The sequence below is a fragment of the Pseudomonadota bacterium genome (genome assembly GCA_016719885.1).
Taxonomy (GTDB): Bacteria; Pseudomonadota; Gammaproteobacteria.
This window is the reverse complement of the sequence record JADJYF010000012.1, coordinates 38,045-60,738: the sequence shown is the minus strand read 5'-3', so window position 1 is coordinate 60,738 and position 22,694 is coordinate 38,045. Positions and strand designations below refer to the sequence as shown.

The 22,694-nt window shown below is 60.2% G+C and carries 16 protein-coding genes and 1 pseudogene; 6 read left to right on the top strand and 11 right to left on the bottom strand.

Annotated elements, in window-relative coordinates; translation table 11 throughout:
- The 3 genes and pseudogenes from IPM80_13480 to IPM80_13470 all read left to right on the top strand — a co-directional run bounded on the left by IPM80_13480 (nt 1) and on the right by IPM80_13470 (nt 6,281).
- Entirely contained in the window at nt 1–705 is a 705-nt protein-coding gene (locus tag IPM80_13480) for an OmpA family protein (protein ID MBK8959409.1), read from the top strand.
- Nucleotides 699–2,353 (top strand): annotated as a pseudogene (locus tag IPM80_13475) (hypothetical protein). Before IPM80_13480 ends, IPM80_13475 begins: the two are co-directional and overlap by 7 nt.
- Nucleotides 2,354–2,411: 58 nt before the next feature.
- Nucleotides 2,412–6,281, top strand: coding sequence for a restriction endonuclease (locus IPM80_13470; protein ID MBK8959408.1), 3,870 nt, complete (start codon nt 2,412–2,414; stop codon nt 6,279–6,281).
- Nucleotides 6,282–6,415: 134 nt separating this feature from the next.
- Here the strand turns inward: IPM80_13470 and IPM80_13465 are convergent, their stop codons facing one another.
- The 4 genes from IPM80_13465 to IPM80_13450 form a co-directional block, all read right to left on the bottom strand.
- The gene (locus IPM80_13465) at nt 6,416–7,663 is read right to left on the bottom strand and encodes a type II toxin-antitoxin system HipA family toxin (protein MBK8959407.1); all 1,248 of its coding nucleotides are present in this window, start codon (nt 7,661–7,663) and stop codon (nt 6,416–6,418) included.
- A complete protein-coding gene (locus tag IPM80_13460) occupies nt 7,656–7,991 on the bottom strand; it encodes a helix-turn-helix domain-containing protein (GenBank protein ID MBK8959406.1) in 336 nt (111 codons plus the stop codon). The genes IPM80_13465 and IPM80_13460 overlap by 8 nt, the downstream gene beginning before the upstream one ends.
- Nucleotides 7,992–8,627: 636 nt before the next feature.
- A complete protein-coding gene (locus tag IPM80_13455) occupies nt 8,628–9,167 on the bottom strand; it encodes a nucleotidyl transferase AbiEii/AbiGii toxin family protein (GenBank protein MBK8959405.1) in 540 nt (179 codons plus the stop codon).
- Between the two features lie 274 nt (nt 9,168–9,441).
- Entirely contained in the window at nt 9,442–10,500 is a 1,059-nt protein-coding gene (locus IPM80_13450) for a hypothetical protein (protein MBK8959404.1), read from the bottom strand.
- Between the two features lie 596 nt (nt 10,501–11,096).
- Between IPM80_13450 and IPM80_13445 the strand changes: the two genes are divergently transcribed.
- On the top strand, nt 11,097–12,296 hold the full coding sequence (locus IPM80_13445; protein MBK8959403.1) for a Fic family protein: 1,200 nt from the start codon (nt 11,097–11,099) through the stop codon (nt 12,294–12,296).
- 61 nt (nt 12,297–12,357) lie between these two features.
- Here the strand turns inward: IPM80_13445 and IPM80_13440 are convergent, their stop codons facing one another.
- The 6 genes from IPM80_13440 to IPM80_13415 all read right to left on the bottom strand — a co-directional run bounded on the left by IPM80_13440 (nt 12,358) and on the right by IPM80_13415 (nt 16,896).
- Entirely contained in the window at nt 12,358–13,002 is a 645-nt protein-coding gene (locus IPM80_13440) for a hypothetical protein (protein ID MBK8959402.1), read from the bottom strand.
- A gap of 158 nt (nt 13,003–13,160) precedes the next feature.
- Nucleotides 13,161–13,988 (bottom strand): phytanoyl-CoA dioxygenase family protein, encoded by an 828-nt coding sequence (locus IPM80_13435; protein ID MBK8959401.1) that lies wholly within the window; start codon nt 13,986–13,988, stop codon nt 13,161–13,163.
- Nucleotides 13,989–14,009: 21 nt separating this feature from the next.
- A complete protein-coding gene (locus IPM80_13430; protein MBK8959400.1) occupies nt 14,010–14,339 on the bottom strand; it encodes a hypothetical protein in 330 nt (109 codons plus the stop codon).
- A gap of 168 nt (nt 14,340–14,507) precedes the next feature.
- Nucleotides 14,508–14,798: a cupin domain-containing protein gene (locus IPM80_13425; protein ID MBK8959399.1), complete on the bottom strand. Its 291-nt coding sequence runs from the start codon at nt 14,796–14,798 to the stop codon at nt 14,508–14,510.
- Nucleotides 14,799–14,977: 179 nt separating this feature from the next.
- Nucleotides 14,978–15,865 carry a hypothetical protein gene (locus IPM80_13420; GenBank protein ID MBK8959398.1) on the bottom strand — a complete coding sequence of 296 codons (888 nt, stop codon included), beginning with the start codon at nt 15,863–15,865 and terminating at the stop codon, nt 14,978–14,980.
- A complete protein-coding gene (locus IPM80_13415) occupies nt 15,862–16,896 on the bottom strand; it encodes an alcohol dehydrogenase catalytic domain-containing protein (GenBank protein ID MBK8959397.1) in 1,035 nt (344 codons plus the stop codon). The genes IPM80_13420 and IPM80_13415 overlap by 4 nt, the downstream gene beginning before the upstream one ends.
- 260 nt (nt 16,897–17,156) lie before the next feature.
- Between IPM80_13415 and IPM80_13410 the strand changes: the two genes are divergently transcribed.
- Nucleotides 17,157–18,359 carry a CoA transferase gene (locus IPM80_13410; GenBank protein ID MBK8959396.1) on the top strand — a complete coding sequence of 401 codons (1,203 nt, stop codon included), beginning with the start codon at nt 17,157–17,159 and terminating at the stop codon, nt 18,357–18,359.
- Nucleotides 18,360–18,478: 119 nt separating this feature from the next.
- Here the strand turns inward: IPM80_13410 and IPM80_13405 are convergent, their stop codons facing one another.
- On the bottom strand, nt 18,479–20,128 hold the full coding sequence (locus tag IPM80_13405) for an NAD(P)/FAD-dependent oxidoreductase (GenBank protein MBK8959395.1): 1,650 nt from the start codon (nt 20,126–20,128) through the stop codon (nt 18,479–18,481).
- Nucleotides 20,129–20,452: 324 nt separating this feature from the next.
- Between IPM80_13405 and IPM80_13400 the strand changes: the two genes are divergently transcribed.
- Nucleotides 20,453–22,300, top strand: coding sequence for an NAD(P)/FAD-dependent oxidoreductase (locus tag IPM80_13400; protein ID MBK8959394.1), 1,848 nt, complete (start codon nt 20,453–20,455; stop codon nt 22,298–22,300).
- The last annotated feature ends 394 nt before the right edge of the window (nt 22,301–22,694 follow it).

Genomic DNA, 22,694 nt, shown 5'->3' with positions numbered 1-22,694 from the left:
ATGTTCGCGCGACCTGCACTTAAGCGAGGATCCAAGCCCGAAGGCGAGAGTCCCTTCTGGATTTCGTTTTCCGATCTCATGTCAGCGTTGATGGTGTTGTTTCTCGTAGTAATGGCGGTAACCCTCGTGGCGGTTACCAAAAAATACGACGAGGATACGAGGGCCGAGATCGCGCGTGCCAGCGCTATTAGAAAAATCATGGACATGATTGCGGACGATCCTGCGAGCAGAGGAGTAGTCGTTGACCGGCAAAATTTCCGCGTTGACCTCGGCAAAGACGTTCGTTTTGAAAGCAATAGTTACGTCATCAGTATACCGGCGGGGCAGTTTATTAGGAGCTACGTGCCAGTACTTTTGCGCGCCAAGGCGACCCCAGAAGGGCAGCAGTGGATGCGTCGAATTGTAGTAGAAGGATTCACTGACGAGGATGGTACGTATTTATACAATTTGCAGCTAAGTCTAGATAGAAGCCGCAGCGTGGTTTGCTCCCTATTCCAAAATACGGCGGCTCCTGACGGACTTTCGAGCGACCAGCTCAGGAAAGTTCAGGACCTATTTCTTGTTGGTGGCTATTCATTCAATTCCATACAAAGAGACAAAGCAGCCAGTCGGCGCGTTGAATTCAAAATTGACTTCTGGGGGCTAGATGAAGACCGCCCCAGACCCAATGAGACGCTCGCAAACAAAGAGTTCGGCAAATGTTAGCCTCGAACGCTTTAAAAAGACTAACGACTGACCTGGCCTCGGCTGTCGCAATGATGGAGATCCGACCAGGGTCATTCGGCAAGTCTGAGCTAGTCGACAAGTCAACAAAGGAAGCTGAGCGCATATTCCAGGGGTATGCGAAGGGCAAGCCAAGCAAGGAAGATGCATACGCAGTCGCCCGAGAGTTTTTGCAGGGTCGGAAGCTCGGGAGCTGGCAAAGAGACATCATCGCATCCGCGATAGCAGAACCAATTCGAGAGCTATCGGGCGCGATGGTCATTAGTGATAAGCGGTTCGACAGCCTTTTGGCTGTCTACGATGCGGAAGCGAAGCGCGGCGATTTATGGCGACTGACGTGGTACGGGTTGCTCCAATCGTATTTCAGTTTCGACCCTTGCGCGCGTATGGCCGGCGAGTCTCTTGAAGGTTGGTCCAAGCAGCGCGAGTTCCTCGAGCACACTTGGCCGCTTATCGATGGGCGGGTCGGCACCGGCCTAGTGCCGGATTGGGTCAAGGTTCTAAGAGAGGAATTCAATGTTCTTTTGGAAGAACCCTCAGACAAGTACGCCCGCGACTATCTGAGGGGCGATATATCCGGCGTGAACCAACTCGCAACGGACCTTGGTATCCCGCGCTCTAGCTGGTTCTGGCACTCCCTTGTACTTGGAGCTGTGAAGCGAGCGGCAAAAGAGGGCGATGTCGAGTTTCGTCGGCTAGTCCCGCAACTGCTTCAGCTCATTGAGAGCAATCCTGGCTTTCGGGACGAATCAGTCGAACTAATGCTCGTTCGGTACCACGCGTGCAAAGGGACACCGCCGGACGAAAGATTGCGAGATTTCGTATGTCGCTTGGATGTATGGAAGAACCCGAAGCTCAAGGCAGCCGGCATAGCCACCGCGTGGAATCGGGTCCCTGACCCTGTCTGGCACATGGTCCTAAGCTGGGTCAACGAGCGCAACCTAAAGGACTTCTTTGACATTCTCGCGGCAAGAAATAAAGCGGATGAGGGCGCCTGGAATTTTGGTCGAATTATCTGAAACAGATTAACTGGACCAGACTCATCTTCGGTGTTGACACCATGGCGCTTAAGCGGACCAATGCCGAGATACGGGACCTTATCGCCCGAGAGGAAGGGGCTTATGCACAGCTTACCGATAAGCCAAAGGTCGATGCTTTCATGATGCAGATTGGCTCCTATTTAATAATTGAATTCAGCAAGAAGCCGAATGCCTGCTACGTATACCAATCCGACCAGCTACCATTCGAACCGTACGCTCGTGCCTATTCCGGCGGCAGCAGCGACTTGGCTATTGGTTTTGGTGGCGAGTGCGCCGCGCGAATCGTCCATACGCCAGGTTGGCAGGCTAGGGCCGCGGATGAACTGAAGCGCTTAGGAATACTTCCTGACCAGTCCAGTTCGAAATCGGATCCACTCGCATCAAAGTCGGGGCTGCGAAAGTCTCCACAAGGCTCACTGGCTGGAAGACGTGAATCCCCGCCGGGCCGGTACGACCGGATATGCGAAAGGTCGCCTCGTTGGTCGCGCGCTTTCCTGGGGCGCTTATCCTCGACGAACGGACACATCCCAATGTTGGTAGGCTTTGGGTCAAGGATCCTAGACAACGGGTTGTCCTCGGAGACGAGCTAAAGTCACTGGGGTTCAAGTGGGCAAACAGCCGAAACGCTTGGTATTACGCAGGTAGTTGATGGGGCTCTTCGATTTCTTCAGAAGGGATGGCGCCGCAAGCCCCGCGCCGACCGGATCGGGTGTGGCATGGTCCGAGAGCGGGGTTCGGGTCGAATTTTCCAGAGCGTTGCAGTCACCCTCGGTTGAGGGGCTGCTAAATGCAATTGAAGATTCCGGTCCAGAGGAGTCCATTTTAGGAGCCTACCTCGCACAGCTCGTCGGTGAAGGAAGATGCTCCCTAGGGACGCAATCGGCCCTGATCTCTTGGGAAGACATCTACCACCTGCAAACCTCAGCAGAACATGTAGGGGCTATGTACCTGCTCGGCCTGCCGCCATCGGGGCCATTGCGCCCCGTTCTCGACAGTACCGGCGCGTTATCTGACCCAAGCTTCGGGCTTAGAATCGCCGCCTGGGCGGACGGCGGCCAACAGGCAGCGATCGAGCGACTGGACGGCGCCGTCGCGACCGTTGCGGGAAAACCGCAGATGCTTTCGAGAGACGCTTGGGCGACCGTCACCGAAATCAATAGATTCGGATCACGTGAAGAAGCCACGAAGACACAGCATGAGAATGAACTAGCGTGGGGCCGAATTCGCCAGATAGCCGACAACGCCGGTGCCCTGTATGCCAATCGATACCTAGAAACGACCTATGTACTAACGCCAGGCACTCTTCGGCTGAGCTTATCTAAAGAACAGACGCCATTCGGAAGAGTGCTGACTGTATCCCCGACCTTTGACGGCGCGCCGGATGGCTGGCTGACTGCTTTCGACGGCTTTAACTCCGTGCAATCCCATTACGACCTTACCAGGGGGGCTGGTCGAATCCGAGTCGTTATCTCCGAACCCGTAAGGGAGGTTCTTTCGGTTATCAAGAGAGAGATGCCTGGGCGCCGAGTTGCAGGGCAAAAGGCTGAGAAATTTATACATAATCCGTGGGCATTCTTAGGTGAGGCTGCCCATGAGGCAATGGTAGTAGAGGAGTTCGAAAGAGATCGCGCAGACGCGGGAGCGGTCTCAAATACGTTCAGTATCGTAGGACGGTATGGCGAGGGACGCATCAATTCCACGGACCTTGTCGTAACCGAATTTTTCGCGGATGGATCGGCCCAGACAAACAGGCACGCGATGGTGTCGGCAGCTCATCTTGAGGAGTTTCTGATTGCTCTCAAGGTCGCGCTTGAGGGCGATCGTGAGCAGTTTGCGTGGGAAGAATACGATCTTACCATCGACGGTGAATCGCCAACACAGCTCGCTCAGGGACAGCAACTTTTGAATCTCTGGCGTTCACAGCCGCAGGAGTCCATATCTTTCGGAGACATATATGAGCTTGACGGCTATAGCGGAAGAATCGAAGGCATCGGCGTAGCGAGACCGATTTACGTCCCGGTGTTTCAGCGTGAGAAGGCAAGGGATGGTGACGCAACAGTATGGGTCCCCAGTGATTTAACTCCGATGGTCAAAGTGGTCTTGCAGGGTCATGAGGGAGAGGTCCTCATTCCATTGAGCGAGCAGTGGGTCGAGGACTTTGAAATCCAGGTGAAAGATGCAGAAATGAATGGCGATGCTTCAGTTAGTAGCGATCGTCTTCCAACGGAGATCACTACAGCTCAAGCACGGTCATTGATTGATGGATTCCGAAGCATGCTCGGGGCCCAGGAAAGCGTGAAGAACGAGCAGCCGACTACACAAAAGGAAAAAAGAGGACGTCCTGAAACGCTGCTGGTAAAGACAAACTTTCATGGAGTGGATTACCTGGAAGAGCGACGAATCATGCTCGCCCTTCCCACGGGGGCAGTGGCTCATATGCCAAAATCAATGCGAGCAGGCGTGAGCGTCAAGCAGCATCAACACGAGGGAATTGCATGGCTGCAGCACCTCGTTTCGAAATCTCCTTCTGCATGTCGTGGTGCTTTGTTGGCCGACGATATGGGGTTGGGAAAAACCTTGCAGTTGTTGACTGTGCTGGGGACTTACTATGAGCGGAACCCAAATGCGGCACCTTCGGTCATTTTTGCGCCCAAGAGTTTGCTCGACAACTGGGCCAACGAGGCTAACAAATTTTTTACCCCCTCGTTCCCCGATTTTCTCATTCTGTATGGGGACGAACTTAAGAAGCGCAAGCAGCCACTCGGCCTTATCGACAGTCAATTACAAACTAAAGGGATTGTCGATCTTCTAAGGCCCGGCTGGGTAGGGGCCAGTAAGATTATCGTTACCACTTACGAAGTCTTGACCTCCTATGAGTTCTCGTTTGCTAAGCAGGCGTTTGCGATCGTTATTTGCGACGAAGCACAGCGTATTAAGACGCCAGGCACGCTTGTAACTCTAGCGGTCAAGAAGCTAAAAGCCGATTTCCGAATTGCCTGCACTGGGACGCCGGTCGAGAACTCGCTTGCGGACCTGTGGTGTCTTTTCGACTTTGTGCAACCTGGTTTGCTCGGCGCTCTTGAAGAATTCGGGCGTTCCTATAGACGTCCTATCGAGGGCGAGACCGATGATCTCAAGCAGTCGCTAGAACGGCTCCAAGCAATGATCAGTCCGCAAACCCTTCGCCGGACCAAGGCTGACATTGCTGACGAATTGCCAAAGAAGTTCTTCGCCGTCAAGGCAGTTGGCGATGTACAGGTGCAATTTAAATCAGTCTTGGAGGAAAGAGAACGGCTTGAAATCGCTCTAACAGACTATCAACGTGTCCTTTACAAAGGAGGTCTGAGAAAGCTGCAGGATGCGGCCAAGGAGATTGACGGGCGTAAGCGCGCACAGCTCTCTTTTGGGGCCCTGCATTTGATGAAGGCAGTCTGTGCCGAACCCTACTGCTTGCCCGGCAATAAGTTTAAGGTCGATCACGCGGGTCGCGACGCCCACTTAGGGAATTCGCCAAAGCTAAGATGGCTCTTGGATCGACTCGACGAAGTCCGAAGTGCTGGCCAAAAGGCCATCGTCTTTACAGAGTTGAGGGAGGTTCAGGCTGCGCTTTACTACTTCCTCAAAGACGCTTTCAATTTGAAGCCATTTATCATCAACGGCGAGACCCAGGGCCGCCAAGCCTACATCGATAAATTCTCCGCGAGTGAAGGTTTTGACGTGATTATCTTGTCAACACTTGCGGCCGGTGCGGGACTAAACGTCACCGCAGCGAATCATGTATTTCATTTTACGCGCGCCTGGAATCCGGCCAAAGAATCGCAAGCTACTGACCGCGCCTTTCGGATCGGTCAAGAGCGCGACGTATACGTTTACTGCCCTACGGTCATATCGGGCGAGTTTGTCACCTTCGAAGAGCGTCTGGATCAGTTGTTGAAGCGCAAAGCAGGTTTGGCGGGCGCTACGTTGGACGACGGCGGGCTGGCGGCGATGCTTAAAGCGACAAGTAAGGATGCGACCCTTTCAGAGCTACTTGGCGAAGGGGAGGGTGGCGAAGCGCCGCCGAGGCGCTACCTCACTTTGGATGACGTGGATCGTATGGATGGATTTAGCTTCGAGGTCTTTTGTTGCCTGCTATGGACCAAGCGCGGATATTCCGCAATGGTCACTCAGAAGCGAGGCGGCGATGGTGGTGTTGATGTCGTAGCGCTATCTGGCCAAGAAGGCGAGCTTTTGCAATGTAAGAGTTCAATTAATAGCCAAATCGGTTGGGACGCAATTAAGGAAGTCACGGCTGGGGCGGCCAGATACCAAGCCAGATATTCCGGTAGAAGAATGAGAAAACTGGCAGTGACCAACCAAACGTTTACCAGCGGGGCCAAGGTGCAGGCAGACGCCAACCTAGTAGATATGGTTAGTCGCGATAATTTAGCGGAGATGCTGGGGATGCATCCAATAACGAACTATGAGTTCGAGGAAGCAATATTGGAGTGGATGCCAGTTATGCGGGAGTCGGCTTAGGCCTGACCCAATGGGGCGCCACTTTCTCAAAGCGGTGCCATAGATAGCTGGGGCCGTTAGCGCCGACCGAAAAGTGCGGAAGCGGCGACTCAGTCTTAAACCGGCGCTAAACCACCGTTCCCTATCAGTGGCCCTCATAGGGCAAGCGCCTGCCTGAGCTCGTCGTGCTCAAAAGCACTGGCCATACGGTTGATTTCTGCAGCGCGCCCCCCCGCCTGCCTCGCAGTCTCCCGCCAAGTCGCTGTTACCACAGCCACCTCTTTAATGATGGCGCGCGCCGATCCGAGGCCAAGACCAAAATATCCTGAAGCGGCTTCAAGCAGGTCAATGGAGCAGGTGCCTTCGTCGAGATCGACGTTGGTCGTCAGCACACGCGCTTTCAGGTCGGTCGGCACAGGATTGAGGTCATAGGCGGGGGAAAGCGACCAGCCCGACTTGCCTAGCCACAGGAAGCCATGATTGCGCAGGTGGTCGTCGACATTAGAGATCAGCACGTTGAAGGCGACGCGACGATAGAGCGCCTGTGCATCGGCTTTACCTTGAGCGCCATGCCGGGTGATCGCATCGACGATTTCCGGATAGCTTCCGCGCTCCCCGTCCTTGGATCCCGTCATGGCCATCGCGGAGAGGAACGGGATGCGCAAAGCGCCCTCCCTATCGAAGCGTCGCGACAGGAGCACCGCCTTTCCTCCGACCTCCAGCAATTCATGCGAGGGCGTCGCGATGCCGGCGCGCTCAGCGAGGCGCAGGGCGATCTCCTCCCAGGTCTCCATGCTGTATTCGTCGGTCTCCTTCGGAAACTTCGCGATGAAGAGGCGGCCGTGTTGATCGATGACCGATGCCTTGGGGCGCGCACCGCCAAGCGAAGATCCTGGCGCGAAGATGAGCTGGAAATCTTCGTCCGTTTCTTCATCGCGCAGGATGCGCTCGGTCACGGCGAGGAGGCGTCCGAGGTCGACCAAAGCAGGCACGCCGTCGCGAATGGGCGCCTGGAAAACATCTTCGCCAGTCCGGCGGAAGCGTAAAGCGCCAAGCCGGGTTTCGTCGGCAACGCCGAGTAGATAGTCGCTCTCGGCCAGGGTGCGGACCGCCCGGCCCTCACGCTCGGCCAGGCGTCGCTCGGCGCGTTGCATGAGGCGCCGTCCCCAGGTGTCAGGTGCGGAATCGCCGATGGATCCGAAGATGGTTTGCCCGGCACGTGGTGCAAAGCTGCCACGCGTTAAAGCGAGGGCGGGCTCAATTGAGAAGCGTGCCGGATCGGCGAGCCATTCCGGCGCGTACTCGAACACGACTAACTCGTTGCCGCGCACCTTATTGCTGCGGGCCACACCGACAGGACGCGTGCGTCCGTCGAGGTCGATATGGACTTCGATGTCACTCATGGGCCGGTGGTTCGGAAGGTCGTCTTAAGCGAACGCGCTTCGGCAGCTCCGCGCTGGCGAGGGCTTGGCCGACACTGTCGCCGGCGATGTCGGCTACCTCGCCGAGGCCATCGAGCAGGCCAAGCGCCTGCAGGACCGCGGCGTATATGCCAATGCTGACATTGGCGTCCCCCGCTTCGACCTTTTGCAGGGTCGAGCGGGACGTGAACGCGCGTTCGGCCACCACGGCCATGGGCAGGCGCCGCCGCCGACGAGCGTCATGAATGTCCGCGCCTAGCTTGCGCAGGATGCGCCGTACTGCGGCGGGCGGGTGGTGTGGTGTAGGCATCTGACGGCTTCGCGCTACCAAGACCGCCTTTATGTAGCACGAAGATTACAAATAATCCAACAGTTAGCCGTGACGCAAGCGCTTGCAGGCGCCGTTTAGACAAGGCGGAGGACCGGCAACGTACATCGGCAAGGCGGGGCTATCTCATAGGAGAAATCTCCTTTTAGTCAATTGCCTACAGTTCATCCGATATCGGCAAATAACATTCGCGCGACGACCTGTGCGGTGTGCGAAGTCAGGTCGAAAGCTTTTTGTCGCCCATCGCGAATTAGGACGAGGCGCCCGGATTTGGTGATTCACTCGCTCGGCCGGGCAAGCTAGGCGCCATTCGAGAACGTCGTACTAGTGATGCGCCTGCGCGGCGAGTTCGTCGATCAGTCGTCGCAACGTCCCACCGAGAACCCAGCGCTTGATCTTCTTCCGGACCTCGCGCGTGCCGTAGGCCGGAAGGTTCTCCCTGTCACACCCGAGCGACCTTCGGGTATGAGCCACGTGTTGTGCTCTAGCCGTCGCCCCGTCGGGTGCTCTCCTTCGATTCAGGTCATGCAGAAGACCAGGCGCGCTTCATGAGCGAGTTGTTCGATATTGACGGACTTCCTGGACGCTTGCCCGCAGCCTGGAGATACCGATGACTTTCTAAAGGGAACCCATTCCGTGGAGGATGGCGGTGAGAATCCTCGCAGTTATCTCTTCAGCGAATTCAGAATCTACGATTGCATCGGCCGCACAGATCAGGAATCGCCCGCTATCGTGATATGCGATGGCATCGGTAAGGACCTTGCAGGCAATCTCAAGCGTCTCGTCAGACGCTATGGCGCGAATGTCTTGACCGAGCAAAGCAGCGCCTGCGACTTGAATGTCTTCAAACTCTTCTATGAGCGGCGCACCTGCGTCCGTGAGCCGCTGAAAATGACCGGCATCCGTATAGTTCTGAGCGATGAGGGTTACGTCGTAAGCATCCTTGCTGTTGCGTCGGTCGTTCCATGCAATCAGCTTTAGCAGCACCAGGCTTGGAAGTGTGGCGACTTTGAAGGATGTTCCTGATCCGATGTCAATTGTTTCACCTGATGCCAATGCCTCTCTGAAACCGAGAGTGGACATGACAAAGGTGCCCGCCGGAGGCCAGGCGATATTGCCGGGCGGCGACTCGAGATCGCCAAATGGAATCAGGTCCAGTGTGAGGCCGCCGGCATGGAGTCGCTGCTGCTGGTGGCTGTCTTGGCGAAACTGACCAGTCTTTACGAGCGCGTCAGTTAGCTGTTAATATACGTCCCACGACTCGACTATGACGGCCAGATCATAGTCTTCCGTTGCGCGCCCAACGCGAATGCCGTGTCGAGTTTGAAGCCAGTAATCCCGAGCGGAAGCTCCAATCAAGAGAACGTCAGCGTTGAGACGCTGAGCCGCGCGCTGAACGTCGTCGAGTATGGTGACAGTTGCCGCGTCCATGCTATTCGGCATACCGCGTGAGGTGCGTCCGGAGTAGGACCTGCGCGGTTTCGTCCGTTCGGGTGTCGCCGATGTAGTCGAGGTCGGCAAACACCAGGATTGGATGGACTAGGTCAGGGTGGGCGGCCGTCATGGCTTCATCTCTCGGCCAAAATGCCGTGAGGATTTCAATTGGGCCGCGCGGATCTTTTTTGAGTTGGCCTGCTACGACCAGATCTGTCAACTTGCCGTGCGTATAGACGGTTTGCGTAGCGGGCTTCAGATATTTCGTAAGGCGCGCAGCGGCGACCTCACCGCCCCAATAGGCGGTGTAGGGCTGGATGTCGACGTGTTGCCACCAATCGGGATCGCGAGCTTGAAATCGCCCCAGCAGCAACTTGGGACGCAGTCGTTTAGGGTAGTTGGCAACCCATTCGCGGAATAGCCCGCCCGGATTGACCAGGTGACGTTTGTGTCCTTGTGTCGCGATGAATTTGGCGGCGCTGAGCTGGGCAATATTGTTTGTGACTGTACCCAGTGCCGTATCGCTCTTCTGTGCGAGTTCGCGGTAATTGGCGGTTAGGGCATGCTCATCACAGAGTAGAAGGTAGACGAGGCGCAACCCGGTAGCGTTCAGACGGAGCGTGTGGCCGGTCGGATGCGCCTGGTGCTTCGGACGTTGGCCCGTCACGAAAATGAACAAGTCGGGCGCCTCGATAAATGCATTGCCCACCGTATCCATGAAAGGCTGATGGCGCGCTCGCAGGCGCTCAGCCATGTTCGGCGTGACGTGGTATGTCAGAAGCAAGCGATTATTGGGTTGCTCGTGGGGGGCGCGCTCGAACTTCTGGAGCAAGGCTGGCGTGAGATGCGCCTTGAATTCAACCGTGAAGTTCCACGTTTTGCCGTCCCGAGTGAGCCTAATTGCGGTGTCCGCGCGTTCCTCCGTGGGAAGGCGGGGGAGGACGGTCGCGTCGAAGCCTGCGATTGCGCGAAAGGCTTCCAAGGCCTCGTCTAGAAGTGTGGCGGGATTTGTTACGGCACGTTGTTCACCCAGGAGTTCGTCAGGAAGAGCGTTCAAATAATATTCGTGTTCATTTTATTTGAACATCACTATTTATTGAACGTGCGGTACGTACTACAAGTGCTTTTGGTCGATACGGAGGTTCACGCGGTCGCAGGTTCGAACTTTGTTCGGAAATCGGGATTGTTCGGAAATTTTGAACAGCGCAATTAGTTGCACAAAACTATGTTCCATGAAATAAAAAAGCCTGGCAAGTCCATGCCCTGGATTGGGAAACCGCCCGTGAGGTGGCCGAAGGAGCGTGGAATTGGTGGGGAACGGTTGAACACCGTCCCCCACCATCAGACACTTACGGCAACAGGCGTCTGCGAAGAATTTATTTAAATCAATTGGTTAAAGGTCCTGGGGCCATTCTCATAATGCTGAGGTCGGTGGTTCAAATCCACCCATAGCCACCATTACGCTCCCCGCAGCGTGATTCGGCGGACGCTGGCAGCGCTCTCTGACTACGTGATTCCCTACGATTTCCGCGTGCGCCTGGAGAGGCCAATCGAGCAGTCACGAGGATCGGCAACCACTATCGGCAAAATCGCCGTAAGATCCCGGCAAACTATCTTGAATTCATCAAGATGGCCTCTCTGTAGGACCGGCAAATGTCAGCCTCCCCGTGCGAAGTGCCAAGCCGCATCGAACCCTGTTTCGTGGCGCAGGCCGGCGGTGACCTTCTGGATCTGCTGACGGAGTTGCCGGCCCGCGCCGGTCAACTCGGCGCCCGTCTTCATCCGCGCACTGCCGCGAGCCTGGCGAGCCTGGTGCGCGTGATGAACTGCTACTACTCCAACCTTATTGAAGGCCACAACACGCGGCCGCGCGACATCGAGCGGGCCTTGGCCAATGAATTCGACACGGACGAGACGCGACGCAATCTTCAAATTGAAGCCCGCGCCCACATTCGCCTGCAGGAGCTCATCGACCGCGATCACGCGTCGGGCACCTTGGCCGACCCGGTGAGCGTCGAATTCATCCAGCGCCTGCATCGAGATTTCTACCTCGATGCACCCGAGTCCCTGCTGCGTGTTCGGGGCAAGGACCAAGACTGCATGATGACGCCTGGGGAGTTTCGTCACGACCAAAGCCAGGACGTCATCGTTGGCCGCCACCTGGCACCCAGCGGGAGAGCCGTGGGCGCATTCATGGAATATTTCTCACAGCGCTACGCCTTCACGCGTCTCAGCGCCGCGCAGCGAATACTCGGACTGCCGGCAGCCCATCATCGTTTGAATTACATCCATCCCTTTCCGGACGGCAATGGCCGGGTGAGCCGCCTCGTCAGCCATGCCATGGCCCTCCAGGCCGGCATAGGCGCGCACGGGCTATGGTCGATTTCGCGAGGCTTGGCGCGCGGTCTGGCGGACGCGGGCGAATACAAACGCATGATGGACCACGCCGATACGCCACGGCAAAGCGATCTCGACGGCCGCGGCAACCTGTCCGAGAGCGCACTGGTCGATTTCTCGACTTGGTTCCTGAATATTTGCCTGGACCAGGTGCTTTTCATGAGCGACCTGTTCGATATCGACGGTCTCACGGGACGCCTGCGAGGGTATGCCAGCGTCGCGGGCTGGAGGGCGGAGGCCGGCACCTTGCTGACCGAGGTCTTTCATCGCGGCGAGATCGCGCGCGGCGACGTTCAGGTGATCACCGGCCTCGGTGAGCGCACCGCGCGAACCTTGCTCGCGGACCTTCTCAAGGACGGCATCCTCGCTTCCAGCAGCGAGAAAGGTGCCGTCTTCCTGCACTTTCCGGTGGAAGGCCGCGACCTGTTGTTTCCTCGCTTATTCGTCGGAGTCTGAACTGTCCGCCAGGCCGCGTTGCCCGCTGCTGACGATAGATCCAGCCATGCTTGGCTTGCCTTTACAGGTGGTAGGTGACGTTGGCCTTGTCATCGATGCGCACATAGCCGGCCTCGACGAATCGCGCCAGCAGCCCGGCGGCATCGGCCTCCGTGGCGCCGTTGGCGAGGCTGTTCTTGAGATGGCTGAGCAGGGTCTTCTGCTTCTTCGGGCGGTTGTTCGCGCTCTTGCGCAGGCGCTCGAGGACGAGGCGCATGGTGTCCGTCAGTTCAATTGCTTCTTTCTTGGGCGCTGCCATTGCCGGTTTGGGTTTGGCCACGGGCTTGGGCGCGGCGGCAGCAGACGAGGACGGTGCGGCGAAGGTCAGGGTGCTGAAGTCCTTATGCCGGCGCACGCGCACGTGCCGGCTGGCGAGGTGGGCGACGAGCGGGTCGTAGCCGCTGTCCTTGGAGACGATGTGGAAGTACGCAGTCGGATCTGACAGCACGGCGCGGCCGAGATAATAGGCGAGCGCGAAGTCCACCGCGTTCTTGTCGCTGGCCGTGAGCCGTATCAGCTGCACCGAGGCCGCGTGTTCGAAGAGCTTCACCACCGTCTCCGCATCAAGCTTGGTCTGCTTCGCACCGACCAGAATCGTGAGGCTCACCGACTTGGCGCCGATGATGGCCGGATCGATGTGATGCACGTTCTCGAAATCGACCAGCACGTGGTTCATCGGTGGACTCATGGGCGGCGTAGTGATCATGGCGGCTCAGTCGGCGGTGAGGTCGGCGACGATGGTGGCGAAAAGCTTAATAGTCGAAATGCGAGAGGCGCGGCACAGCGACCAATTCGCGCATCGCCACCAGTTCACCGCTTCGCGCATCAAGGTCGAAATGACTGTTTGTCGGTGCCCTCGTACAGCGCCTTTACCTGGCGCGCCATGGCCTGTGCATGACTCGCCAGGGCTGCTTCGTCGAGGTCCGCTTGCGGCCGCGCTTCGTCATCGAAGTGATGATACTCATCGACGCCCCGCACCAGCATTGCCGAATCGCGCAGCTTGGTCTGACGTACGTGGGTGGGGATGTAGCGAAGTGCCATGCCGATACGCCGGTCATCGCTGCGATTGGGCGCGGAGCCGTGCACCAGCTTGATGTGATGGAGCGACATCTCCCCGGCGCGCAGCGTCACCCCGACCGCCTTGGACTTGTCCACTTCGACGGCAATCTCCTGGCCGCGCGACAACAGGTTGTCGCGGTGAAAGGTATCGAGGTGCGGCAATTGATCGATGCGGTGACTGCCCGGCAGGAACTGCATGTAGCCGTTGTCCGGCGTGGCGTCGGTCAGTGCCACCCACGCCGTGACGACGTCGTCCGGATCCAGGCCCCAATAGGTCGAGTCCTGATGCCACGAGACGAAGCCGGGATTGCTCGCTTCCTTGATGAAGAAGTTGGTATTCCACAGCAGGACGTTGGGGCCGATGACATCGGCAACCGCGTCGAGGATGGCGGGGTGATGCGCCAGCTCGTCCACCCAGGTGAACAGCAAATGGGTCTTGTGCCGCAGGTTGCCCTGCAAAGGCTGCCCGGCGCGTGCCTCATGACCCTCGAGGCAGGATCGATAATGCGCCGCCTGCTCGGTAGTGAGCACCTTGAGCGGAAAAAGAAAGCCGTCGCGGTGGTAGCCGTCGATCTGTTCCTGCGACAGGCCCACGCGTGTCGGCGCCGCGGAAACCTAGCGGCTTTCCCTGTCGAAGAGTTGCCGATCGAAGGGCGCCACGGGCAGGTCGTGCGGCCGCGCCGGGGCTTCATCGTCGCCCGGGCGGCGCGGTCTTTCGTACCACATGCCGGGCGTCGCAGGGCTGCCGTCGAAGGTGGTGACATGCACCGACAATGGACCGTGCTCGACGCCGTCGTCTGACTCGAGGTAGCGCAACTCGTCGTAGTCGCGCGCATCGGCGAGCATGATGCGCGTATCGCATCGCGCGCCGTCGCCGGGGCAGGCCACCGTGACGCCGCAGGGAATCACCAACAACACGCCGATCAGGTAGGTGAGCTTGCTCATGATCCTCGTCCTACGACTGGCGGCAAGACGCCGCGCCTGAGGTCAGAGCGTAGCGAATTCGCTGGCCGCTGTCGCCTGCGGGACTCGCTCCCCATTCTGGAGGGTGAGTCCTGATGAAGCTGCCGACATCCGAGCATCGGCCAGGAATGCCATGGCGGGCGCCAGGGCTTATGTTTTCCGCGCGCCGTAGAACACCACCCAGGTCGCGAAGTCGTCGCTGAAATCCTCGAAGCGATGGATTTCACCGGCAGCCGCGAACAAAGCATCGCCCGGCCCGAATTTCACTGCCGTGCCGGCGCGAACGAAAGTCCCGCTGCCGGCGATGACGAAGTACAGTTCGTCGCGATCATGCGGCGTCTGCTGATCAATGCCGCGCGGAGCGTAATAGCGCAGCTCAACCTCGTCGGTTTCGAACGCCTGGGCGGACAAGCGGCCTGCCGGCAAGGGCAAGGCCGCCATGTGGGCTGCGCTGTAATGGGTGGCTGCCGTCATCGCTCGTCTCCCGGTGATATCGAGCGAGCATAGCGCGCTTGCTCGATACCGTGCCGACCAAGTTGCCGGCCCTGCCGTCGGCCGTTTCGAGTGTGGTCTCGGGCAGACCCGAGAACACGAAGCGGGTGTCGGCGGGGATCGTCGTGCTAGATATCGACCTCGAACCACGCCCTCGCTGTGTCGCCCTCCATCGCGGCAAGTGTCACGAGCAACCGCTCGAGACAGGCGAGCGTGGCCTTCTTGCCGGGCAGTTTGTTCGCAGGTCCGCGCAAGGCCGTGCACAGCGCTTCAACGCTCGCGGCGATGCGCGCGGGGGTGAGGCCAGCCGCGTCGTCTTCGCCGGGCACGGCGATGAAATTCGACAGCGGTTCGGCGCCCAGCGATTCCGCCAGCTCGTCGAGCCTGTTCCAGGCCTTGCCGAGGACGATGGCATCCTGATCCGCCATCTCGACGCTGGTCGGCCGCGCGGCAAGGAACATCGGACGCGTCGAGCTCCGCAGCTGGCGCAGCGCCTCGCGTTGCGCCCGGCGGATCTCCTCGCCGAAGCCGGCATCATCGATGGCCGCCAGCCAGGCGCTGGCAAAAGCCTCTTCCTCGCCCTGCATCGCGCGCGCGGCGGCGCGAATGTCGTCGGGAAAGTTGGCAAGGTTCAAGCGCGCCATGGCCAGCACGTTGACGAAGTGCACGCGGGCGTGGGTTTTCAGCACATCGACCGCGCTGTCATGCCGGCCGTAGAGCGACTGCGCATTCTTTTCCAGTTCTTCGAGGCTGGGGCCGAGGGCATTGAGGGCGGCGACGCGCGCGGCGGAATATATCTCGCCGCGCGCGTGGCGACGGCACGTCGCTTCACGGTTGAAGGCCTCACGCCTCGTCATCAAGGTATCGCGTCGCGCGCTGAGCGCTCGCAATCGCGCCTGCAGCGCCTCGTCGTCGGCAAGCGCCAGCGCCCGCTCGAGCGCGCGTTGTTCCAGCACATGATCCCGTGAGCGGTCGAGCGGCGGCTCATTCGCGGCCTCGCCGGTGGCCATCGTCACGGCACCAGCAACACCTTGCACGCGCTCTTGTCGCGCTTCATGGCTTCGAAGGTCGCCGGGAATTCATCGAAGCCGACGGTGCGTGTCAGCATCGGGCTGGGGTCGATGCGCTCGCGGTCCATGAGATCGATGGCGAGCTGGAATTCCTGGCGGCGGTACATGTAGGCGTAGCTGATGGTGAGTTCCTTGGTCAGCGCCTTGACCGGCGTGAACCTGTCCTGCGCCATGCACACGCCGAGGATGACGATGCGCCCGCCCATGGGCGCGTAGTCCATGGCCAGTTGCTGGGTGCCGGGCAGACCCACGCATTCGATGACGACGTCGGGTCGCTTGCCGGCTTCGCGCTTGAAGGTGCCGACCACGTCCTGCTTGCCGGCATCGACGGTGGCGGTGGCGCCCATGCGTTCGGCCATGACGAGCCGTTCGGGCACGTAGTCCGACACCACCACGTCGCGCATGCCGAAGTAGCGCGCCCACATCGCACAGGCCAGGCCGACCGGACCCGCGCCCATGATCAGCACCGACTCGCCGCTCGCGAGCCGCGCGGCATTGATGCCATGCAGCGCCACCGCCAGCGGTTCGACCATCGCGCCGCGGATGTCATCGACGCCGGCCGGCAGGCGGAAAGTCTCGGCTGCGCCGATGCGCATGTACTCGGCGAACGCGCCGCGTTCCTGGCCGAGCGCCGAATAGACCGCGCGTGCGCAGCGATAGCCCATGCCGCTCTGACAGGCCACGCACACGCCGCAGGCCAGGAACGGCATGGCGGTGACGCGCTCGCCGACGCGGAAGTCGCCGGCGTCCTTGCCCACTTCGACTATCTCGCCGGCGAATTCGTGGCCCATCACCGTGCCCACCGGCAGCGGCGCCATGCCGCTTTCCGGGCCATGCATGTCGGCCATGTGCAGATCCGATCCGCAGATGCCGCAGCAGCGCACCTTGATCACGAGGTCGCGCTGCGTGGCTTGCGGCGCCGCGACTTGTTCGATGGTGAGCATTTCGCCGGGGCGGTGATAGATGGCGGCGCGCATGAACAATCTTCCTGCCGGGATGAAGTGACGGTTGGCACGACACTATTGCCGATGCGCCATGTGCCTACCAACCCCCGAAGGGGTCATGTCCGGTTCCGCACGGCCCGTGATCGCCGCCGTTCGCGCAGGGCTGGCAGCGCCGCCGCCGGTGCTCCATGATGGCCGCCGTGAGCGCGGGGCATCGCGTTCTTTACACGACTCATGGGCGCGCTCGAGCCACGGCGATGGAGCAGCGCGCCATCACACCAGGGGAGCGCTCCATGATTCTCGAAGGCTTACGTGTACTCGACTTCACCCAATACCTGGCCGGCCCGACCGTCACGCGCCTGATGGCGGAGATGGGCGCCGAGATCATCAAGATAGAACGCGCGCCGTCGGGCGACCCGTCGCGCGGCCTGCCCGCCATCAAGAACGGCCGCAGCGGCTATTTCGTGCAGCAGAATCTCGGCAAGCAGAGCGTGTGCCTGGACATGGACAGCGCCGAGACCGATACCATCGTGCGTGATCTCGTCAAGCAGGTCGACGTGGTGGTGGAGAACTTCGGCCCGGGCGTGATGGAAAAACGCGGCTGGGATTACGCCTCGCTGAAAGCCATTAATCCACGCGTGCTGATGGCGTCGATTTCAGCCTTTGGCCGCAACAGTCCCTTGTCCCATCGCACCGGTTTCGATCTCATCGCCCAGGCCTTCGCCGGCATCATGGCGGTCACCGGTCCGCGCGGCGGTTCGCCGCATCCGGCCGGTCTCGGCATGGCCGATGTCGGCTCCGGTGTGCACGCCTTTGCGTCCATCGGCTACGCGCTCTATCACCGCGAACGTACCGGGCGTGGCCAGTGGATGGATATCTCGATGATCGACTGCCTGTTCCACATGCACGAGATGGGCGTGCAGGCGCCGCAGGTCACCGACGGCGCGTTTCGGCCCGGCCCGATGGGCAACCATCATCCCTTGGTGTGTCCTTGCGGGGTATACAAAGGGCCGCAGGGCTATCTCGCGCTGCTGGTGCTGCAACCGCAGTGGAAGAACCTGTGCCAGGCCATGGGGCGGCCGGAACTCGAAACCGATCCGCGTTACGCGCAGCCGCCGGAACGCGCCCAGCACCAGGAGGAACTGGTGAAGTTGATCGAAGCGTGGATGGCGAGCTTTGCCGATGACGTCGCCTTGCTCGATCACCTGGAAAAATTCCGCGTGCCGAGCGGGCCGGTGATCAATCCCGCCGACGCCGCGAGTCATCCCTATTTCCTGGGCCGCGGCACCTTGCGCGAATGCGAAGACCGCGTGCTTGGCAGGCTCATGCTGCCGGGCTTTCCGCTGCGCTTCTCGGAGCAGGCGCAATACCCGGCGCGCGTCGCGCCCTTGCTCGGTGAGCACAACGAAGCGGTGCTGGGCGGCTTGCTCGGCTATGGGCGCGCCAGGCTCGATGCGCTGCGCGATGCGAAGGTGATGATGTCCGGGGCCACTTAACGGTTCGCGCTATCCCTGTAGGTGCGAATTCATTCGCACATTCAATCTCGCGGCGATATGTCCGCGGTCTGTACGAATGTGCGAATTCATTCGCACCTACAGGTGAGTTCCTGCGGTGTTTAGGACAAATCCACGCCCTCGTAACCCTGCTCCGCGCAGCGCGCAATGGTGCGCGCGTACTTCGGTCCGCCGCCGGCATAGATGTTGTAGCGGGTCTTGCCGTATTCATGACCGGGCAGGTTGGCGTTGTAGCCGGTGATCCAGCTCTTGGCCTTGCCCATCAGCAAGCCCTGGTACATGTCCTTGACGTGCTGCACCCACGCCGCTTCCGCTTCCTCGCGCGCGTCGAAGCGCGTGTAGCCGTGCTTCCACAGGTATTCGAGGAAAGGCGTGACCCAGTCGACCGCGAGTTCGGCGCCACGCGGGAAATTGGTGGACGCGTGCTGCGGGCCGGCCAGCATCACGAGGTTCGGCATGCCGCTGACCATGAGGCCCATGAAGGTGCTGGGCCCCGCCGCCCACTTGTCGCGCAGCTTCACGCCGCCGGCGCCGCGGATGTCTATTTGATCGAACGCGCCGGTGAAGGCATCGAAGCCGGTGGAATAGATGATGACGTCGAATTCGAAACTGCGGTCGCTGGTGTCGAGGCCGGCGGGCGTGATGGTCTTGATCGGCGTTTGCGCTGAATCGACCAGCTCGACGTTGTCACGGTTGTAGGTTTCGAAGTAGCCGGTTTCGAGCGGCACACGCTGGATGCCGAAGCCGTGATCCTTGGGAATGAGCTTCTCGGCCAGCACCGGGTCTTTCACGCGCTGACGAATGCGCTCGGCGATGTAGGCGGAGAATTCCGCGTTGGCCTTTTCGTCGGTGAAGATCTCGACGAAGTTCTGCAGCCAGATGCCGAAGCCCGGGCCGTCGTAGAGTTTGTCCCACAGTTCGCGACGCTCTGCGGGCGTCACTTCGTAGAAGCCGCGCCTGTCGGGTTCGTGTTCGAAGCCGCCCGGGGTGCGCGCACAGGCCGCGAAGATCTCGTCGTAGCGCGCGCGGATCTTCGCCATCTCGGCCTTGTCTATCTTGGCGTTGTTGAGCGGCGCCGCCCAGTTCGGACGGCGCTGGAAGACCGTCAGCTTGCTCGCCACCTTGGCCACTTCGGGAATGATCTGGATGGCGGTGGCGCCGGTGCCGATGATGGCCACGCGCTTGCCGCTCAGATCGGGCTGATCGTGCGGCCAGTCGAAGGGATGGAAAGACAGCCCCTTGAAGGTCTCCATGCCGGGGAAATTCGGGCGCGTGGGGATGGACAGCACGCCGAGCGCGGTGACCACGAAGCGCGTGGTGAGCTTGCGGCCGTCGGTGAGGGTCAAGGTCCAGGTGTCGGCGTCGTCGTTGAAGTGCATGCTCGCCACGCGGCAGTTGAATTGCATGAATTTCCGCAAATCGAACTTGTCGGCGACGTAGTTGAGATAGCGCAGCGTCTCGGGCTGCGGCGAATACCATTCGCTCCAGTCCCACTCGTCCAGCAGTTCCTTGGAGAACGAGTAGCCGTAGGTGAAGCTCTCGGAGTCGAAGCGCGCGCCGGGGTAGCGGTTGTTGAACCAGGTGCCGCCGAGATCGCTGTACGCCTCCAGCAGCGTGGCTTTCACGCCGAGGTCGGCGAGGCGTTTGATCTGGTAGATGCCGGCCACGCCGGCACCAATGACGATGACCTCGTAATCGCGCGGCGCATCGGCGCGCGCTTTAGCGGGGACGGATTTCGGGTTCGAACTCATGCAGGGTCTCCGAATCGGGATGTTCGGCGCCGGTGAGGACGCCTAGGCGTTGTTGGGGGCGGAAAGTGCCATGGGCGGGCAGGTGAGTCCAGTTGCGGACGGGCCCCCGCCGAATGGGTAGGCGGGCGTCACCCTGATAGGCGCAGCGTCATGCCTGCATGCCTGGGCGGTCGCGCCAGCGGCATGGGGCGGGCCAGGCGTTTGTCATCAAAGGAACAGAAATTGGCAGGTCTCGGTATCGCCCCGGGCGGATTCGATTCATATGATTGCGGCCCACGATAGAGCCCAACGTGCCCGAGATACCCGGCCGAGGAGAGGATTCACATGAACAAACCCGTATCGCTCGTCAAAGACGGCAAGCTCAGCATTCCGAGCCCCGACGTGCTTGGCTTCGACCCCGCGGAGCTGCGCAAGAAGTACTACGCCGAGCGCGATCGCCGCATCCGCAAGGACGGCGCCCATCAGTACGTGGATATCGACGGCGATTTCGAGCACTACAAGGAAGACCCGCACATCACCGAGACCATCGTGCGTGAGCCGGTCACCGAGACCGTCGAGGTCGTGATCCTGGGCGGCGGCTTTGGCGGCATGTGCATGGCCGCGCGCATGATTGACGAAGGCATCAACGACTTCCGCATCATCGAGCGCGCCGGCGATTACGGTGGCACCTGGTACTGGAACCGCTACCCGGGCGCGCAGTGCGACGTCGAGTCCTACATCTACCTGCCGCTGCTGGAAGAAACCGGCTACATGCCGTCGCAGAAGTACGCTTTCCAGCCCGAGATCCTCGAGCACGCGCAACGCATCGGCAAACACTACGATCTTTATTCCCGCACCTACTTCCAGACCCAGATCCGCGAGCAGCGCTGGGACGACGAAGCGGGCCAGTGGGTACTGACCACCAACCGCGGCGACACCTTCCGCGCGCGCCAGGTGGTGGTGTCGTCCGGTTCGCTGAACCGGCCCAAGCTGCCCGGCATTCCGGGCCTGAAGACCTTCAAGGGCCACACCTTCCACACCAGCCGCTGGGATTACAACTACACCGGCGGCACGCCGCTGGGCGGTCTCGACAAGCTCGCTGACAAGCGCGTCGGCATCATCGGCACCGGCGCCACCGGCATCCAGTGCATTCCGCACCTCGGCAACACCGCCGGTCACCTGTACGTGTTCCAGCGCACGCCGTCGTCGATCGACGAGCGCCGCCAGAAGGCCACCGATCCGGGCTGGTGGAAGTCGCTGCAAAAGGGCTGGCAGGCCGATCGCAACGACAACTTCACCAAGCTCCTGGTCGGCGTGCCGGTGGACGAGGATCTCGTCAACGACGGCTGGACCGAGATCTTCAAGTCGCTCGGCGAACTGCAGGACAGCACCGGCAACCGTGACATCTCCGACGAAGACCTGAAGTTGCTCGGCGAAGTGGTCGACTACCAGCACGACGAACGCATCCGCGCGCGCGTCGATGCCATCATCAAGGACAAGAACACCGCGGAAGTGCTGAAGCACTACTACCGCCCGTGGTGCAAGCGGCCGTGCTTCAACGACGAATACCTGCCGACCTTCAACAAGCCGAACGTGACCTTGGTCGACGCTTCGGGCCACGGCGGTGTCGAGCGCATCACCGAGAAGGGCGTGGTGGTGAATGGCGTCGAGTACGAGCTCGACTGCATCATCTTCGCGACCGGCTTCGAAGTCAGCCGCGCCACCTACACCCACCAGGCGGAACTCGAGATCTTCGGCCGTAATGGCGTGAAGCTCGGCGACTACTGGAAGGACGGCATGCGCACCTACCAGGGCTTCATGGCGCACGGCTTCCCGAACTGCTACCACATGGGCTTCACGCAGACCGGCTACACGCCGAACTTCACCTACATGCTCGACAACCAGGCGAAACACCTCGCCAAGCTGTTCGTCTCACTGAAGAAGAACGGCAAGACCGCCATCGAGCCGACGCTCGACGCGGAGAACGCATGGCTCACGCTGGTGATGGCGCCCAACGCCATGACCGAGTACCTGAAGGCCTGTACGCCGGGTTACTACAACGCCGAAGGCGAATCGAAGAAGGACAACGACGGCTTCCTGCAGGGTCACTACCCCGAGGGCGGTCTGAAGTTCTACCAGATGCTCGCCGAGTGGCGCGCCCAGGGTGACTACGCCGGCATGGCGGTGCGCTGATTGTTCCGGAGGCTGGCCGAGCCTCCGCGCTTCCTGCCGCGACCATCGCAGCGCTTGCGGGCGCCGTGATGGTCCACAACCGCGCGGCGTCTGTCCGCACTTCGTGGCACAGGTCCTGTGCACTTGCACGCGCTGCATCGCCAGCCTGCCGCCACCCTTGCCGGCCAGGTTCACGCTCTTGTTTGTGAGTGATGCCTCAGGCCGCGCGCTTGATCGCCGTCGCGGTCGGTGCTCTGCTTGCCAGGGCAGGGATGGGCGTTGCGTAATTGCTAAACTTTGCAAAGTGTCAAATCCGTACGGCGCCCTGTCGGAGCGCATCGGTACACTGCCTCGCGAACGCGGTTTGCGCACGCACTGATCTCGACCGTTGACGTTCGACGGTCCTGGAGACCAG

Excerpts from the sequence above, each read along its gene's own strand:
- IPM80_13445 (MBK8959403.1), top strand. The coding sequence starts at position 11,097 with ATGTCAGCCTCCCCGTGCGAAGTGCCAAGCCGCATCGAACCCTGTTTC.
- IPM80_13415 (MBK8959397.1), bottom strand. The coding sequence starts at position 16,896 with ATGCGCGCCGCCATCTATCACCGCCCCGGCGAAATGCTCACCATCGAA.
- IPM80_13405 (MBK8959395.1), bottom strand. The coding sequence starts at position 20,128 with ATGAGTTCGAACCCGAAATCCGTCCCCGCTAAAGCGCGCGCCGATGCG.
- IPM80_13470 (MBK8959408.1), top strand. The coding sequence starts at position 2,412 with ATGGGGCTCTTCGATTTCTTCAGAAGGGATGGCGCCGCAAGCCCCGCG.
- IPM80_13460 (MBK8959406.1), bottom strand. The coding sequence starts at position 7,991 with ATGCCTACACCACACCACCCGCCCGCCGCAGTACGGCGCATCCTGCGC.
- IPM80_13465 (MBK8959407.1), bottom strand. The coding sequence starts at position 7,663 with ATGAGTGACATCGAAGTCCATATCGACCTCGACGGACGCACGCGTCCT.
- IPM80_13480 (MBK8959409.1), top strand. The coding sequence starts at position 1 with ATGTTCGCGCGACCTGCACTTAAGCGAGGATCCAAGCCCGAAGGCGAG.
- IPM80_13425 (MBK8959399.1), bottom strand. The coding sequence starts at position 14,798 with ATGGCGGCCTTGCCCTTGCCGGCAGGCCGCTTGTCCGCCCAGGCGTTC.
- IPM80_13430 (MBK8959400.1), bottom strand. The coding sequence starts at position 14,339 with ATGAGCAAGCTCACCTACCTGATCGGCGTGTTGTTGGTGATTCCCTGC.
- IPM80_13410 (MBK8959396.1), top strand. The coding sequence starts at position 17,157 with ATGATTCTCGAAGGCTTACGTGTACTCGACTTCACCCAATACCTGGCC.
- IPM80_13400 (MBK8959394.1), top strand. The coding sequence starts at position 20,453 with ATGAACAAACCCGTATCGCTCGTCAAAGACGGCAAGCTCAGCATTCCG.